We start from the raw sequence: 16,366 nt of genomic DNA on the forward strand, positions 1-16,366 counted from the left end.
GTCGTCTGGGGGGGGCCGCGTTACTGGCGGCCGGACTCACCACCGGCACCACGACTGCCACCGCCACCGGCACCGCGTCGCCCGCACCACCGAGCCGAGCCGACGGCCAACGCCACACCGTCACCCTGATCACCGGTGACAAGGTGGTCGTCAAGGGCGACTCGCTCGTCTCGGTCACCCCGGGGCGGGACCGCGACAACATCACGTTCCACCGCTTCCAGCGCAACGGTCACGTGCACGTCATCCCGCGCGACGCGGCCCGACCGCTCGCCGAGGGCAAGCTGGACCCGCGGCTGTTCGACGTCACCGGGCTCGTGGACGCGGGCTACGACGACGCCGGGCGCGACAACGTCCCGCTGATCATCACCGGCGCCCAAACCCGCGACAGCGTCCGGATCACCCGCGCGCTCCCCGCCGTCGGCGCCGTGGCCGCACAGGTCGCCAAGTCCGAATCCGCCTATCAGTCGCTCGTCGACGACCCGGGCGTCAAGAAGATCTGGCTGGACGGCGTCCGCCGACCGACCCTGGACCGCAGCGTCGCCCAGATCGGCGCCCCCACCGCGTGGCAGGCCGGGTACACCGGCCAGGGCGTCAAGGTGGCCGTGCTGGACACCGGTGTGGACCAGGGCCACCCGGACCTCGTGGGCCGGGAGCTCGCCGAGCGGAACTTCACCGACGACCCCGACACCACCGACCTCGTCGGCCACGGCACGCACGTCGCCGCCACGGTCGCCAGTTCCGGCGGGGAGTACCGGGGTGTCGCGCCGGACGCGCAGCTCCTCGACGGCAAGGTCTGCTCCCTCGACGCGTGCCTGGAGTCCTGGATCCTCGACGGTATGCAGTGGGCCGCCGACCAGGGCGCCGACGTGGTGAACATGAGCCTGGGCGGCGTGGACACCGAGGACGTCGACCCGCTGGAACAGGCCGTCGAGACGCTGTCCGCGCAGACCGGCACGCTGTTCGTCATCGCGGCGGGCAACTCCGGCGGGTCGGAGACGTTGAACTCCCCGGCCAGCGCGGACGCGGCGCTCGCCGTCGGCGCGGTCGAGCGTGACGACAGCATCGCGGACTTCTCCAGTCGCGGCCCGAGGATCGGCGACGGCGCGCCCCGGCCGGACGTCACCGCGCCCGGTGTGGACATCGTCGCGGCGAAGTCCGGCACCGGGCAGATCGGCACCCCGGTGGGCGAGCAGCACGTGGCGATCTCCGGCACGTCCATGGCCACGCCGCACGTCGCGGGCGCGGCGGCGTTGATCGCACAGCGACACCCGGACTGGACCGGAGCGCAGATCAAGGCCGCGCTCATGGCGTCGGCGAAGAACAACCCCGCGTTGACCGCATTCGACCAGGGCACAGGCCGCGTCGACCTCGCCAAGGCCATCACCACCACGGTCACCGCCGCCCCGCCGAGCCTGGCGCTGGGTCTGCAGAGGTGGCCGCACGACGACGACACCCCGACCACCAAGGAGTTCACCGTCCGCAACGCCGGTGCGCAGCCGGTCACGCTGGACCTCACCATCGACGCCAAGGGTCCCGGCGGCGCGCCCGTGCCGGCCGGTGTGTTCACCGTCAGCCCCGCCACGATCACCGTGCCGGCGGGTGGCGAGGCCAAGGCGACCGTCACCGCCGACACCAAGGCGGCCACGGTCGACGGCCCGTACGGCGGCACCGTCGTCGCCTCGGGCGGCGGCGTCGAACTGCGTGTGCCCGTGGGCGTCAACCGCGAGGTCGAGAGCTACGACGTCACGTTCGACTTCGTGGACGCCAACGGCAAGCCGGCGACCACGCAGTTCACGTTCGTCGCCGGCCTCGACAACGACAAGACCGTGTTCCTGAGCAGTGAGAGCGGCAAAGCCACCGCCCGGCTGCCCAAGGGTGAGTACTTCGTCATGTCCGAGGTGACGACCGACGAGACGAAGACCGCCTTTCTGCCCCACCCGGGCCTGCGCGTCACCGGTGACGCCACGATCGCCGTCGACGCCCGCAAGGCCAAGCCGGTGGAGATCACCTTCCCGGACCCGGAGGTGGAGACGCCGGTCGGCGACATCCTCCTGAGCCGCAACCGCGACGGCAGTCCGGTGATCGCCACCGGCTCGCTGTTCCCGGGCGGTTTCGGCACCGTGTCGACGGCGCACCTCGGTCCCGAGCTGCCCGCCGGCGACCTGTCCACCATGCTGAGCACGCAGGCCCACGGCACCCCGGTCGGCACGACCCCGGTGACGTACCGGCTTTCGTGGCTGGAACGCGGCAAGGTGCCCACCGGGTTGGTCCGCGCCCCCGCGAAGCGGGATCTGGCGGAAGTCCGGTCGGAGTTCGGTCCCGGCACGGCCGGCGAGGAGTACGGCTACGCCGGTTTCGTGATCACACCCGAGGGCTTCAACGGTCTCGCCATCGACGCGGCGGTGACCACGCCGGGCAGGTCGATCGACTACGCCACCACAGGGCCGGGCATCCGGTGGTTGTGGTCGCTCGCGCAGTTCGGGGACGTCGGCATCGAGGCCGAAGTGGTCACACCGCTGCGCACCCTCCAAGCCGGGCGCACGTACCGGGAGTCGTTGCACCACCCGGTGTTCGGGCCTGCCCTGCCCACCACCGCGTTCCCGTACCTGTCCAGGGGCGGTGACCGGGTCGACTTCTGGCTGCCGCTGTTCGGCGACCGGAACGGCAACAGCGGCTACTCGGCGACCTCGTCGGGCCGGACCACGTTGCTGCGCGACGGGGTGAAGGTCGGCGAGACCACCCAGCCGGGTCGCGGCCTGTTCACCGTGCCGTCGGGCGCGGCCGACTTCCGGCTCGAAACCGAAGCCGTGCGCGCGCCGGGCGTCGCGGAGTTCACTTCGAAGGTCAGCGGCGCGTGGACGTTCCGCTCGGACACCGTGCCGGGTGATCGGTACGCGCCGCTGCCGTTGACCGTGGTCCGGTTCACCCCGGCGCTCGACGCGAACGGTGTCGCGCCCGCCGGCCGGGTGCTGCGGGTGCCGCTCGTGGTCGAGCAGCAGGAGGGCGCGGCCAACGGCAGGGTCGGCCGGGTCGAGGTCGAGGTGTCCTTCGACGACGGCACAACCTGGACCAAAATCCCCGTCATCGGCAACACCGCACTCGTACGCAACGCCGACCAAGCAGGCTACGCATCACTGCGCGCCAAGGGCTCCGACAGCAAGGGCAACACGTTCGAGCACTCCGTGATCCGCGCCTACAAGATCAAGTGACGGGATGGGGGCATTCGCTCACCCGTATGCCCTCTCTCCCTAATCCCACGACGACGAGTAAGCAACGACTAGCCCGATCGGGTGGTGAACTCCCCTCAAAGAGACGCTGCCCTCACCCTGACGGGTGGATAGCGTCGAAGTCGTTGGGGGGCTTCGTCTCATTCCGGTTCATCGCCGCGACCGTGGGTCGGCGGCGCCTTCCGACTGCGCGTTTCCGCCACGCGGACAACCAGATTCGGGAGGTGTCTGAGTTGACGTCGAGATCAAGAAGACGCGGACTGGGATGGGGGGCCGCCGTCCTGGCGGCCGTACTCGCGGCCGGCACGGCAACGGGGGTTGCCGCCGCGACACCGGGCCAACCGCAGCGCCAGCCCGGCGCCGGACCGACCGTCACCCTGATCACCGGTGACCGGGTCGTGCTCAACGGCGCCACGTTCGGCTCGTTCCATGCCGGTCCCGGCCGTACGAAGGTCGGCTTCCACACGTTCCACCGAGACGGCAACCTGCACGTCGTCCCGCGCGACGCGGTGAGCGCGGTCGCGAACGGCAAGCTCGACCTGCGCCTGTTCGACGTGACCGGGCTGGTCGAGGCGGGCTACGACGACGCCAAGCGCGACACCCTGCCACTGATCGTCACCCAGCACGGTGACGCGCGACTGCGGTCGACCGGGACCACGGTCACGCGTGACCTGCCCGCCGTCAACGCGGTGGCCGCGCAGACCGCGAAAACCGAGGCGGGGACAGCGTTCCAGGCCCTGCTGAACGACCCCGCTGTGGCGAAGGTCTGGCTGGACGGCCTGCGCCAGCCCAGCCTCGACCGCTCCACCGCCCAGATCGGCGCACCCACCGCCTGGCAGGCCGGCTACACCGGCCAAGGCGTCAAGGTCGCCGTGCTCGACGGCGGTGTGGACGGCAAGCACCCCGACCTCGCCGGCAAGGAAGTCGCCGAGCAGAACTTCACCGACGATCCCGACGCGACCGACGTGGACGGTCACGGCACGCACGTCGCCGCGACCATCGCCAGCACCGACACCAAGTACAAGGGCGTCGCGCCGGACGCACAGATCCTCGACGGCAAGGTCTGCGTCCTCTACGGCTGCGCGGAGTCCTGGATCCTCGGCGGCATGCAGTGGGCCGTCGAGCAAGGCGCCGACGTGGTCAACCTCAGTCTGGGCGGCGGGGACTCGCCGGAGATCGACCCGCTCGAATCGGCCGTCAACACGCTGTCCGCCGAGAGCGGCACGCTGTTCGTGATCGCGGCGGGCAACTCCGGCCGGCCCGGCACGGTCGGCTCACCGGGCAGCGCGGACGCCGCACTCACCGTCGGCGCGGTCGAGCGTGACGACAGCATCGCGCCCTTCTCCAGCCGTGGCCCACGGATCGGCGACGGGGCGGTCAAACCCGACATCACCGCGCCCGGCGTGGACATCGTCGCGGCGAAGGCCGCCACCGGCAGCATCGGCACGCCGGTGGACGAGAACCACGTGGCGCTGTCCGGCACGTCGATGGCCACCCCTCACGTCGCCGGCGCGGCGGCGTTGATCGCGCAACAGCACCCGGACTGGACCGGCGCGCAGATCAAGGCCGCGCTCATGGCCTCCGCCAAGGCGAACCCGGCGCTGACCGCGTTCGACCAGGGCACCGGCCGGGTCGACCTGGCCAAGGCGATCACCACGACGGTCACCTCCGAGCCCGCCAGCCTCGCCATGGGTCTCCAGCAGTGGCCGCACACCGACGACACCCCGATCGTCAAGGAACTCACCTACCGCAACAGCGGCACAGAGCCGGTCACGTTCGACGTGTCCGTCGACGCCAAGGGACCGGACGGCAAGCCCGCACCCGCCGGCATGTTCACCATCAGCCCGGCAACCGTCACCGTCCCCGCCGGCGGCGAGGCGAAAGTGACGATCACCGCCGACACCAGAGTCGGCACGGTCGACGGCTTGTTCTCCGGCACCGTCGTCGCCGGCAACGACCTGCGCACACCGATGAGCGTCAACCGCGAGGTCGAGAGCTACCAGATCACGACCGACTTCCTCGACGCCAACGGCCAGGCGCCCACGGTCTACACCGGTGTCGTGATGGGCGTGGACAACGACACGTTCATGTTCCTGGGCGACACGGACAACAGCGTCACCACCCGCCTGCCCAAGGGCGAGTACATGCTCTACGCCAGCATCGTGACCGGTGACGAGGCCGACCACCGGATGACCGTGCTGCCGCAGCCGAGCCTGGCCGTCGACAAGGACGCCACGATCACGTTCGACGCCCGCACCGCCAAACCGGTCAAGATCGCCGCACCCGACCCGGACGCGGTCACGGTGATCGGCGACGTCAGCCTCAACCGCGTGTTTGGGGGCAGGTCGGTCGGCTTCGGCGCGGCGTTCCTCGGCGGGTTCCCGGAGAACCTGACGCTCGGCCACGTCGGCCCGGCACTGCCGGACGACCAGCTCAACGTCATGGTCACGTCCCAGTTCGAGGGCAAGCCGATCGGCGACACCCCGGTGAACTACCGGTTCGCGTGGATCGAGTACGGCGAGGTGCCCACCGGCTTCACCCGCACCCCCGCCAAGGGCGACCTCGCCGAGGTGCGGACGAAGTTCGGCCCCAGCCCCGCCGCCGACGAGTTCATCCACGGCGGCAACGCCGTCGGGCCCGCCGGTTCCGGCGGCTGGGCGGCGCTGTTCCCGGTGCGGCAGGGCGGTGAGGCGGTCGACCACGTGACCGTCGCCGACGGCGTCAAGTGGAACTGGTCGATGCTGCAGATCCGGGGCGACTTCGACATCGTCTCGAACTTCACGTCGCCGGACCGCGGTTACCGGGGCGGCAGCCGCGCCGAGGAGCGGTTCAACTTCCCGGTGTTCGGCCCCGGCGCGCCGCCGACCCGGTTCGACTACCTGAGTCGGACCGGCGACGTGCTCACGGTGTCCGTGCCGCTGTTCAACGACGGCGGGGGAAACGTCGGCGCGTCCGCCTACTCGTCCGCCCGCACCACGCTGTACCGGGACGGGCAGAAGGTCGGCGAGACCGCGGAACCGGGCGGGCGGTTCACCGTGCCCGGCGGCGTGGCCCGCTACCGGGCGGAGGTGGACGTCGTCCGCGCGCCGGGCGTCTCCGAGTTCGCATCGCGGGTCACCAGCGCGTGGACGTTCCGCTCGGACACCGTGCCCGGTGAACAAAGCCGCAGACTGCCCCTGTCCGTAGTCCGGTTCACACCCAAACTCGACGCCAACGGCAGCACCCCCGCCGGCCGCGTCCTGCGCATCCCGCTGACCGTCGAACAACAGCAGGGCGCCGACAACGGACACGTCCGCAAAATCGAGATCGAAGCATCCTTCGACGACGGCACAACCTGGACCAAAATCCCCGTCATCGGCAACACCGCACTCGTGCGCAACACCGACCAAGCAGGCTACGCATCACTGCGCGCCAAGGGCTCCGACAGCAAGGGCAACACGTTCGAGCACTCCGTGATCCGCGCCTACAAGATCACGAAGTAGCGGACCGGTGAGGAGGGGCGTCCGAGGCCGGGCGCCCCTCCTCCCGTGTCACCACGAGTCCTGGCGGAAGATCGAGCCGCCCTCGTCCGGGTCGTCGTTCCGGGACGGCTCGTCGATCGTGCTCGGCACGTTCGGCGCGCACATCGGCAGCCACCACGCCAAGCGGATCGTCGCCGCGCTCACGGCAGGTTCGTGACCAGTTCGGCGGCCGGGACGCGGGTGCCGGTGTAGAACGGGATCTCCTCGCGCACGTGCCGGCGCGCCTCGGTGCCGCGCAGGTGCCGCATGAGGTCCACGATGCGGTGCAGCTCGTCGGCCTCGAACGCCAGCATCCACTCGTAGTCGCCCAGCGCGAACGACGAGACCGTGTTCGCCCGCACGTCCGGGTAGTCCCGCGCTTCCTTGCCGTGGTCGGCGAGCATGCGGCGGCGGTCCTCCTCCGGCAGCAGGTACCACTCGTAGGACCGCACGAACGGGTACACGCAGACGTACTTGCGGGCTTCCTCGCCCGCCAGGAACGCCGGGATGTGGCTGCGGTTGAACTCCGCGGGCCGGTGCAGCGCGACCTGGCTCCACACCGGGGTGGACGCGCGGCCGACGGCGGTGCGGCGGAACCCGCTGTAGGCGTGCTGGACCTGCTCGATCTCCTCGGCGTGCCACCAGATCATGTAGTCGGCGTCCGCGCGCAGACCCGCCACGTCGTACACACCGCGCACCACCACGCCCTTGGACTCCAGGCCGTCCAGGTACTCCTGCGCCTCGGACGCGGCCGGGCCGCGGTCGTCGGGCAGGCGACCGGGCTCGACCCGGAAGACCGACCACATGGTGTAGCGGATGGTGTCGTTCAACTCGTTGTAGTTCAGGCGGGCCATGCCCTCAATCCTCTCACTCAGCGCACGCGGCCGAGCACGTGAGCGGCGACACGGGCCGCCGCGGCGTCCGCCGTCGCGATGCACGCGGGGATGCCGACGCCGTGCAGCGTCGCGCCCGCCACGGCCAGGCCGGGCACCTCGGCGACCGCGTCCTCGATGGCCTGGACGACGTCCAGGTGACCCACGCCGTACTGCGGCAGGCCGCCGCCCCAGCGGGTGACGGCGGTGTCGATCGGCTCGGCCGTGATCCCGGTCAGCTGCGCCAGGTCGTGCCGGACCGCCGTGACCAGCTCGTCGTCGTCGCGCTGCAACAGGTGCGCCTCGCCGTGCCTGCCGACGCTGCCGCGCACCAGCACCGGCTCACCGGCCAGGTGCGCCCACTTGCGGCTGGAGAAGGTGAACGCCTTCGCGGTGAACGGCACGCCGTCCGGTGCCCGCTCGCCCTCGGCCAGCAGCACGCCGGAACGCTCGGGCAGCTCGGTGCCGGGCGGCAGGGCCAGCGCCACCACCGCCATCGACGCCACCTCGACCTCGGCGTAGCGGCGGGACGCGGCGGGCGCGACGTCGGCGAGCAGCTTGCGCGCGGCGGGTGCGGGCACGGCGAGCACCACGCCGTCCACGTCCAGGTGTTGCGGCGCGGTGGCGGGGCCGATCTCCAGCCGCCAGTCGTGCCCACGGCGGATCAGGGCGCGCACCGGCAGGCCGAGCCTGATCCGGGGTTTCGTCACCTCGGCCAGCCGTTCGACCAACGTCGACAGGCCGTCGCGGAGCGTGCCGAAGACGGGCGGTCGGGTGACCCTCGGTTGGGGTGGCGCGGGCATCGTGGTCGCGGCGGCGGCCAGCAGCGAGCCGACACCCGAGTCGAGTGCGGTGGCCAGTTGCGGCATGGTCGCGCGCAGGCCGAGGACCTCCGTGCGGCCCGCGTAGACACCGCCGAGCAGCGGCCCGACCAGGCGGTCCCCCACCTCGGGGCCGAACCGTTCGCGCAGCAGCGCGCCCACCGCGACGTCCGCGCCGTCCAGCCGGATCGGCGGCAGGTCGGGTTCGGCGGCGACCCGGCGCAGGCCCTCGTGCGACAGGACCTGGCGGACCGCTTCCACCGACGCGGGGACACCCATCAGGGTGTGCGCCGGGATGGGCCGGGTGTCGCCGGCGGCGTGGATGCTCGCCGGGGCCTTCGTCGGGTGGACCAGCTCGTCGGCCAGGCCCAGTTCGGCGACCAGTTCGGCGGCCTCGGGGCGGCGGTGCAGGAACGCCTCCGCGCCCACGTCGTAGGCGCGCCCGCCGACCTCGGCGGTGCGCAGCTTGCCGCCCAGCCGGTCGGCCTGCTCGACCACGGTGATCTCGGCCGACGGCCCGAGCAGGTGGCGCAGCCGGTGCGCGGCGGCCAGGCCGGAGATCCCGCCGCCGACCACCGCGACTCGCAGCGCTCTCATGTCGTCCGGTGCACCATCTCGACGGCCCTGGTGATCACGTCCGGATCGGTGTCGGGCAGCACGCCGTGACCGAGGTTGAAGATGTGGCCGGCGGCGGCCTGCCCCTCGCGCTTGATCCGCTCGATCTCGCGTTCCAACGCGGGCAGGCCCGCGAACAGCAGCGCCGGGTCGAGGTTGCCCTGGACCACCGGCAGCGGCAGCTCGGGCGCGGCCTGCTGGAGCCGCTTCACGGCGACGTCCAGCGGGGTGCGCCAGTCGACGCCCACCACGTCCGCGCCGGCCTCGCGCATCGCGGGCAGCAGCTCGCTCGTGCCGACGCCGAAGTGGATGCGCGGCACGCCCTCGATGCTCTGGAGCACCCTGGTCGAGTGCGGCAGGACGAACTCGCGGTAGTCGCGCTCGGACAGCGCGCCCGCCCACGAGTCGAACAGCTGCACCGCCTTCACGCCCGCGCGCACCTGCACCCGCAGGAACTCGGCGGTGATGCCGGCCAGCCGGTCGAGCAGCGCGTGCCACAGGTCGGGGTTGCCGTGCATGAGCGCCTTGGTGCGCTCGTGGTGCTTGCTCGGGCCGCCCTCGACCAGGTAGGACGCCAGGGTGAACGGCGCGCCGGCGAAACCGATCAGCGGCACGTCGCCGAGCTCGGCGTTCAGCAGCCCGATCGCGTCGACCACCGGCCGCACCTGCTCCTCGTGCAGCTCGGCGATGGCCAGGACGTCCGACTCGGTCGCGATCGGCTTGGCGACCACCGGCCCGGTGCCGGGCACGATGTCCAGGTCGATGCCCGCGGCCTTGAGCGGCACGACGATGTCGGAGAAGAGGATCGCGCCGTCCACGTCGTGGCGCCGGACGGGCTGCAAGGTGATCTCGCAGACCATCTCCGGGTCCATGCAGGCGTCCAGCATCGCGGTGCCTTCGCGCAGCTTGCGGTACTCCGGCAGCGATCGGCCCGCCTGGCGCATGAACCAGACCGGCGTGCGTGAGGGCCGGCCGCCGCGCGCGGCGACGAGCAACGGGGCTTCGGTGATGTCGTTCATCTCGCCCGACATCGTCCCACGTGTTGGGCGGAAGGCGTTTTCAGGCCCGGCGTGCCGCGCTCACTTTCCGAGGTTTAGGGGCCTACAGTCCGTGGTGTGACGGAGCCCGAACTGTTCCAGCGGGCGGTGGCGACGCTCCGGTCGGTGCGAACCCGACCCGAACTGGAGTTGACCGAGGTGCGCCCGCCGCAGCGGCTTGCGCCTTGGTCCTTCGCGTTGACCGCGGAGGTGACCGGGCCCGCCGACGAGCTGTCCACCGGACGGCTGGTGCTGCTGCACGACCCCGACGGGGTCGAGGCGTGGTCGGGCGTGTTCCGGCTGGTCGCGTACGTGCGGGTGGAGTTGGACGCCGAGTTGGCCGCCGACCCCCTGCTGCCCGAGGTGGGCTGGTCGTGGCTGGTGGAGGCGCTGGAGGTGGCGGGCGCCGAGTTCCTGGCGCTGGGCGGCACCGTCACCCAGACCTCGTCGGCCCGTTTCGGCGACATCGCCGGCCCGGCCCGCACCGACGACCTGGAACTGCGCGCCTCCTGGACCGCCCGGACCGCCGACCTGGCCGCCCACGGCACCGCCTTCTTCGACCTCATGGCCACCGCCGTGGGCCTGCCCCCGGTGGGCATCACCACCCTCCACTGACCCGCTCGGCCGACCACCCCCGCCGGGGTCAGTCGTTGTCGCGGAGCACGCGGAGGATGTTGCGGCCGGCGAGCTTGGCGCAGTCGTCCTCGCTCCAGCCCCGGTCCAGCAGCGCGCCGATCAGCCTCGGGTAGCACGACACGTCCTCCATGCCCTCCGGCAGGCTGCGCGTCCCGTCGTAGTCGCCGCCCAGCCCGATGTGGTCGACGCCGGCCACCTCGCGGGCGTGCTCCAGGTGCGCGACCACGTCGTCCATGGTCACGTGCGGTGTCGGGCCGCCGTCCGACCACGAGTCGATGAACCGGTGCCGGGCCTCGAGGTCGTTGTGGCTCTCCCCCGCCGCCTCCATCGCGTCCTTCAGCCGGGTGTCCCACTCGACGTGCGCCTGCGACACGAACTGCGGCACGAACGTCACCATGCACACGCCGCCGTTGCCCTTGAGCTGCGTCAACACGTCGTCCGGCACGTTGCGCGGGTGATCGGCGACCGCCCGGCACGACGAGTGGCTGAACACCACCGGCCGCGACGACACCTCCAGCGCGTCCCGCATCGTCGAGGCCGCCACGTGGGACAGGTCGACCAGCATCCCGATCCGGTTCATCTCCCGCACCACGTCCCGCCCGAACGGCGACAACCCGCCGTGCACGGGTTCGTCGGTAGCCGAATCGGCCCACTCGGTGTTCTCGTTGTGCGTGAGCGTCATGTACCGCACGCCGAGCCGTCTCAGCGCTCGCAGGACGCCCAGCGAGCCGTTGATGGAGTGTCCGCCCTCCGCGCCGATCAGGGAGGCTATCCGCCCGTCCTCGAACGCCCGTTCGGCCTCGTCGGCGGTCGTCGCGATCCGCAGGTGCCCGGGGTAGCGGTCGGCGAGGGCGTGGACCAACTCCACTTGCTCCAGGACGGCGGTCACCGCTGCGTCACCCGCCAGTCGGCAAGGGACCCACACGGACCAGAACTGCATCCCCAACCGGCCGTCGCGTGCCCGCGCCAGATCGGTCTGCAACCCCGACTGGAGCGTCATCAGATCGACGACAAACGTGGCCGCGGCCGGATCGACGCGTGTTGACTTTTCACCGAATTGCCCCGGAGCGACGAGATCGCGCAACGCCCACGGCAGATCGTTGTGCCCGTCCACCAGCGGCACGCGGGCCAGCAGTTCCTCGGCCCGACTCTCACCCGTGGTGCTCGCCACCCGCAACTCCTTGATGTCGTCGTGAGAACCGCTCGCGTTACGCGACCTCTTCAGTTGTCATCCGATCGTGTGACAACGGGGGCCATCAGTGACAACTCATTCGGGATAGATACCCGATTGATCGTCCCGTAGACCCGCTTGGGCGGCTACGCTGCCCCAGACGACACCACTTTCGGTCGATCAGTGGCGCGGCTGATTGGCCGAAAGTCCCGGTGCCGGTCGGGGGGCACGACCGACTCCAGGGAGGTAGTGACGTGGCTGCCGTCGGCTTAGGTCAGGCCGTTCGTACCACGCCAGCCGGCTCGTTGCCGGCGAACATGGTCCCGCACCCGCGGGAGGAGCTTTTTTCAGTGCTGGTGGTCGACGACCACCCACTGCTGAGGGAGGCGATATCGGCTCGGCTCACCCAGATGGGAGCCGGGACAGTGCATGAGGCGGCTTCGGTTGCGGAGGCTCGGGCGCGGGCACTCGCCACCGGACCGTGCGACCTCGCGATCCTCGATCTGGGTCTGCCGGATGGCACCGGCATCGACCTGGTCACGGAACTCCGTGCCCAGGGCTGGCCCCGCATCGTGGTCCTCGCGTCCTCCGACGACCCCTACGCGGTCAGGTCGGCCTTCCAGGCGGGCGCCCAGGCGTACCTGCTGAAGTCCGCCTCGCCGATGGTGGTCACCGACGGGGTGCGCAGGGTCCTCGACGGCGGCGTCTACGCAGACCCGAGCGTCGCGCCCGTGCTCGCCGCGGGCACGAGGGTGCCGGGCACCGACAACACGCCGCGGGAACTGTCCGCGCGTGAGGTCGAGGTCCTCCAGCTGGTCGCCGATGGCCAGAGCAACAAGGAAATCGGCGAAGCGCTCAGCCTTTCCGCGCTGACGGTGAAGAGCCACCTGTCGCGGATCGGGCGCAAGCTGGGCACCGGGGATCGGGCTCAGATGGTCGCGCTGGCCATGCGTGCCGGCGTGATCCGCTGACCAGGTCGGCACACTGAACCGGCCGAACACACCCGCGAGTGGTGCGTTCGTCGTAGGGTCTTCCGCCGTGGACGTACCCTCCGACGAGCCAACCGAACCAACCGGTGCTGATCCGGTGCCGCTGGTGGAACCCGCTGACGGTGTTCCGCCTGTCGTTGCCGACGCACCGTCGCTCCGGCGTGCCGCTGATGCGCTCGCCGGAGCGACGGGTCCGGTTGCGGTGGACACCGAGCGAGCCTCGGGATACCGCTACTCGCAACGTGCCTACCTGGTGCAATTGCGCCGGGAAGGCGCCGGGACCGTGCTGGTCGACCCGATCGCCCTCGGCGGTCGAATCGACCCGCTGGTCGAGGCGCTGGACGGGACCGAGTGGGTGTTGCACGCGGCGTCGCAAGACCTGCCGTGCCTCGCCGAACTCGGCCTGCGTCCGAGCGCGTTGTTCGACACCGAGCTGGCGGGCAGGCTGGCCGGGTTCGAGCGGGTGGCGCTGGGCACGCTCGTCGAGCGGCTGTTGGGCTACCGGCTGGAGAAGGGGCACGGCGCGGCCGACTGGTCGCGCCGCCCCCTTCCCGCCGACTGGCTGAACTACGCCGCACTCGACGTCGAACTGCTGGTCGAGCTGCGTGACGTGCTCGAACAGGAGCTCAAGCGGCAGGGGAAGCTGGAGTGGGCGCTCGAGGAGTTCGAGGCCGCCCGCACGGCTCCCCTGCCGCGTCCGCGTGCGGAGCCGTGGCGCCGCACGTCGGGAATCCACCGGATCCGCAGTCCGCGGCAACTGGCCGCGGTGCGGGCGCTGTGGGAGGCGCGGGACGCGCTGGCCCGCGAACGCGACATCGCGCCCGGTCGGGTGCTGCCGGACTCGGCGCTGGTCGAGGCCGCGGTGCGCGGTCCGGCCGATGAGGCGGCGCTGTCGGCGCTGCCGGTGTTCCGGGGTCGGGCGCAACGCCGCATGGTCGGCGTGTGGCTGGGCGCGTTGCAGCGTGCCGCGGCACTGCCCCGGACCGAGTTGCCGGAGCCGTCGCAGCAGCACGACGGTCCGCCGCCCGCCAACCGGTGGGCCGACAAGGACCCGGCTGCGGCAGCCCGCCTGGCCGCGGCCCGAACCGCGTTGACCGCGGTAGCCGAGGCGAACACCCTGCCGGTCGAGAACCTGCTGTTGCCGGACCTCGTGCGGCGCACGTGCTGGCAGCCGCCGGCGGACATCTCACCGGAAGGCGTCGCGGCGGCGCTGCGTGAGGGTGGGGCGCGGAACTGGCAGGTCAACCTGACCGCCGAGGTCCTCTCCCAGGCCCTGACCCCCGACCCCTAGCGCGGCCAAGCGCGTGTCCTGCGTTCGGAACGTGCTTGTCCTGCGTTCGGAACACCCGAGTTGAACGTTCAGCACTCCGGACGTGGCTCGGGTGCGGCGTCGTCCGCACCCGAGCCGGAGTCCACCTCGGCGGAACGACGGGCCGAGAGGTCACGGCGCGCCAGTCGGCGGATGGCCGCCACGGCGGCGTCACCCAGGAACGAGCCGACCACGACGCCCTCCAGGACCTCGTCCCTGGACGGCATGCCCAGCACGTACGCCAGGTCCATCTCGGCCAGCGTCCGGCCCACCCGCGCGTAGTCGTCCAGCAGCTCCACGAACCCGGGGTGCCCGATCTGGCGGGCGGTGGCCAGCACGCTCACCAGAGCCTGGAACCCGGGCGCCTGCGGCTTGTGGTCCCAGCCCTGCCGCGCGATGAACTCCTCGGCCTGCCGGACCGCCACCTCGTCGTCGGTCGACGGCTCGGCGGGCCCGATGGCCGCCTCGATCGTGCCCAGCGACTTGTGCAGCGACTTCTCCGGGTCGTCCAGCGCGGCCAGCACCTCGCGCACCACGGCGATCGGCAGCCCGCCGACCTCGACCATCGCCCGCACCAGGCGCAGCCTGCGCTCGTGGTCCTCGCCGTACCGGGCCTGGTTCGGGCTGGTCCGCTCACCGGCCGGGAGCAACCCCTCCCGCAGGTAGTACTTGATCGTCGGTACCGGCACGCCGGTCGTGCGGCTGAGTTCCGCGATGCGCATGTGCTCCATCTTCCTGAGGGTCTTCCCAGAATGGATAGTGCTACTGTCCGATAGTAGGAAGCACCGCTATCCATCCTGGGGAGTTACCTGTGACCCGCATTCTCCGTTGGCACCCACCGCTGGTGCTCTTCGCCCTGCTGATGGCCGCCCTGGTACCGGTCTCCCTGGTCGGCCTGGTCGTGGACGACCGCATCCTGGTCGGGTCGCCGATCTGGTTCAAACCGCTCAAGTTCGCCGCGTCCCTCGGCCTCTACGCCATCACGCTCGCCTGGATGCTCACCCTGACCACCCGATTCCGCCGCGCCACCCGGTGGGCGGGCACGGTGGTCGCGCTCATGGGGACCAGCGAGATGGCGGTCATCGTCGGACAGGTCGTCCGGGGCACGCGGAGCCACTTCAACACCGCCACGCCGTTCGACGAGCTCCTGTGGGACATCATGACCTACAGCATCCTGACCCTCTGGATCATGCACGCCGTGATCGCGGTGGCGTTGCTGTTCACCAGGTTCAGCGACCGCACCACGGGTCTCGCGATCCGACTGGGCCTGTTCCTCGCACTCATCGGCCTCGCCCTCGGCATCCTCATGACCGGGCAGCGGAACGACGAGGACGTCGCCGCCGGGATCGTCGGCGCGCACAGCGTCGGCGTGCGGGACGGCGGCCCGCAGATGGCGTTGACCGGGTGGAGCACCACAGGCGGCGACCTGCGCATCCCGCACTTCGTCGGCATCCACGCCCTCCAGGTCATCCCACTGGTCGTACTGCTGTTCCGCCGACGTGCGACCACGAAGCTCGTCTGGGGCCTGGCGATCGGCTACGCGGGCCTGACGGCCCTGGTGACGTGGCAGGCGCTACGCGGACAGCCGCTGCTGCGCCCGGACCTGCTCACCGCACTGGGCGCGCCGGCCGTGGTGACCTGGACCGTCACGGTGATCGCGAGGACTCTGCGCACGACGGACGACACGACGGAGGCGGTGCCGGCATGACCGGGTTCCTGTTCCAGCTCACGTTCTGGCTCACCGTGCCGTTCTGGGGGCTGATGATCTTCGCCCCGAAGTGGTCGGGCACGGCCCGGATCACGTCGTCCCCGCTGATCGCCGTGCCCCCGCTCGTCGTCTACACGGTCCTGGTCGCCGCCCACCTCCCCGAACTGTGGGCCACGATGAGCAGCCCGGACCTGGACACGCTGAGGGAGTTCCTGGGCACCTCCTGGGGCGCCTCCGCGATCTGGGCGCAGGTGATCGCGTGGGACCTGCTGATCGGGGCGTGGATGTTCCGGGAAGGCCGCCGCCTGGGCCTGCACCCGCTGCTCATGGGCCCGCTGCTGGTGTTCACGATCATCCTGTCCCCGTTCGGGTTCGGGCTGTTCCTGGCCATCCGCGCGTTCTGTGACGCACGAGACAGGGCGACCACGGTGGTTACCCGCCAGTAACAGGGGCTAGAGTTGGGTTACCGATCGGTAGGAGT

General features: G+C 71.2%; 13 protein-coding genes. 7 read left to right on the top strand and 6 right to left on the bottom strand.

Features of this window, described 5'->3' with window-relative positions:
- Positions 1-143 precede the first annotated feature (143 nt).
- A complete protein-coding gene (locus FM051_RS10540; RefSeq protein ID WP_158842749.1) occupies positions 144-3,209 on the top strand; it encodes a S8 family serine peptidase in 3,066 nt (1,021 codons plus the stop codon).
- Positions 3,210-3,451: 242 nt separating this feature from the next.
- Positions 3,452-6,709, top strand: coding sequence for a S8 family serine peptidase (locus tag FM051_RS10545; RefSeq protein ID WP_238412285.1), 3,258 nt, complete (start codon positions 3,452-3,454; stop codon positions 6,707-6,709).
- Between the two features lie 48 nt (positions 6,710-6,757).
- Here the strand turns inward: FM051_RS10545 and FM051_RS53085 are convergent, their stop codons facing one another.
- Genes FM051_RS53085 through hemE form a run of 4 tightly spaced genes read right to left on the bottom strand, consistent with a single transcriptional unit; the run spans position 6,758 to position 10,066 of the window.
- Entirely contained in the window at positions 6,758-6,892 is a 135-nt protein-coding gene (locus FM051_RS53085; protein WP_274383533.1) for a hypothetical protein, read from the bottom strand.
- The gene (gene hemQ / locus FM051_RS10550) at positions 6,889-7,581 is read right to left on the bottom strand and encodes a hydrogen peroxide-dependent heme synthase (RefSeq protein ID WP_158842751.1); all 693 of its coding nucleotides are present in this window, start codon (positions 7,579-7,581) and stop codon (positions 6,889-6,891) included. Before hemQ ends, FM051_RS53085 begins: the two co-directional genes overlap by 4 nt.
- Positions 7,582-7,598: 17 nt before the next feature.
- The gene (gene hemG / locus FM051_RS10555; RefSeq protein ID WP_158842752.1) at positions 7,599-9,017 is read right to left on the bottom strand and encodes a protoporphyrinogen oxidase; all 1,419 of its coding nucleotides are present in this window, start codon (positions 9,015-9,017) and stop codon (positions 7,599-7,601) included.
- Positions 9,014-10,066, bottom strand: coding sequence for a uroporphyrinogen decarboxylase (hemE, locus tag FM051_RS10560; protein ID WP_158842753.1), 1,053 nt, complete (start codon positions 10,064-10,066; stop codon positions 9,014-9,016). The genes hemG and hemE overlap by 4 nt, the downstream gene beginning before the upstream one ends.
- Positions 10,067-10,150: 84 nt before the next feature.
- Between hemE and FM051_RS10565 the strand changes: the two genes are divergently transcribed.
- Positions 10,151-10,687 carry a DUF3000 domain-containing protein gene (locus FM051_RS10565; protein WP_158842754.1) on the top strand — a complete coding sequence of 179 codons (537 nt, stop codon included), beginning with the start codon at positions 10,151-10,153 and terminating at the stop codon, positions 10,685-10,687.
- Positions 10,688-10,715: 28 nt separating this feature from the next.
- On the opposite strand, the gene FM051_RS10570 is transcribed toward FM051_RS10565, so the two are convergent.
- On the bottom strand, positions 10,716-11,879 hold the full coding sequence (locus FM051_RS10570; RefSeq protein WP_158842755.1) for a dipeptidase: 1,164 nt from the start codon (positions 11,877-11,879) through the stop codon (positions 10,716-10,718).
- Between the two features lie 254 nt (positions 11,880-12,133).
- Between FM051_RS10570 and FM051_RS10575 the strand changes: the two genes are divergently transcribed.
- Together FM051_RS10575 and FM051_RS10580 are read left to right on the top strand one after the other, a co-directional pair.
- Positions 12,134-12,850 carry a response regulator gene (locus FM051_RS10575; protein ID WP_015099292.1) on the top strand — a complete coding sequence of 239 codons (717 nt, stop codon included), beginning with the start codon at positions 12,134-12,136 and terminating at the stop codon, positions 12,848-12,850.
- A gap of 67 nt (positions 12,851-12,917) precedes the next feature.
- Positions 12,918-14,159, top strand: coding sequence for a ribonuclease D (locus FM051_RS10580; protein ID WP_158842756.1), 1,242 nt, complete (start codon positions 12,918-12,920; stop codon positions 14,157-14,159).
- Positions 14,160-14,227: 68 nt separating this feature from the next.
- On the opposite strand, the gene FM051_RS53090 is transcribed toward FM051_RS10580, so the two are convergent.
- On the bottom strand, positions 14,228-14,908 hold the full coding sequence (locus FM051_RS53090) for a MerR family transcriptional regulator (RefSeq protein WP_274383534.1): 681 nt from the start codon (positions 14,906-14,908) through the stop codon (positions 14,228-14,230).
- Between the two features lie 80 nt (positions 14,909-14,988).
- On the opposite strand from FM051_RS53090, the gene FM051_RS10590 reads away from it, so the two are divergent.
- Complete coding sequence (locus FM051_RS10590; RefSeq protein WP_158842757.1) at positions 14,989-15,885, top strand: hypothetical protein; 897 nt, start codon at positions 14,989-14,991, stop codon at positions 15,883-15,885.
- Positions 15,882-16,331 carry an ABA4-like family protein gene (locus tag FM051_RS10595; protein WP_158842758.1) on the top strand — a complete coding sequence of 150 codons (450 nt, stop codon included), beginning with the start codon at positions 15,882-15,884 and terminating at the stop codon, positions 16,329-16,331. Before FM051_RS10590 ends, FM051_RS10595 begins: the two co-directional genes overlap by 4 nt.
- Positions 16,332-16,366 lie beyond the last annotated feature (35 nt).

It is taken from the genome of Saccharothrix deserti, assembly GCF_009769385.1.
Classification (GTDB): domain Bacteria; phylum Actinomycetota; class Actinomycetes; order Mycobacteriales; family Pseudonocardiaceae; genus Actinosynnema; species Actinosynnema deserti.

Excerpts from the sequence above, each read along its gene's own strand:
- hemQ (WP_158842751.1), bottom strand. The coding sequence starts at position 7,581 with ATGGCCCGCCTGAACTACAACGAGTTGAACGACACCATCCGCTACACC.
- FM051_RS53090 (WP_274383534.1), bottom strand. The coding sequence starts at position 14,908 with ATGGAGCACATGCGCATCGCGGAACTCAGCCGCACGACCGGCGTGCCG.
- hemG (WP_158842752.1), bottom strand. The coding sequence starts at position 9,017 with ATGAGAGCGCTGCGAGTCGCGGTGGTCGGCGGCGGGATCTCCGGCCTG.
- hemE (WP_158842753.1), bottom strand. The coding sequence starts at position 10,066 with ATGTCGGGCGAGATGAACGACATCACCGAAGCCCCGTTGCTCGTCGCC.
- FM051_RS10595 (WP_158842758.1), top strand. The coding sequence starts at position 15,882 with ATGACCGGGTTCCTGTTCCAGCTCACGTTCTGGCTCACCGTGCCGTTC.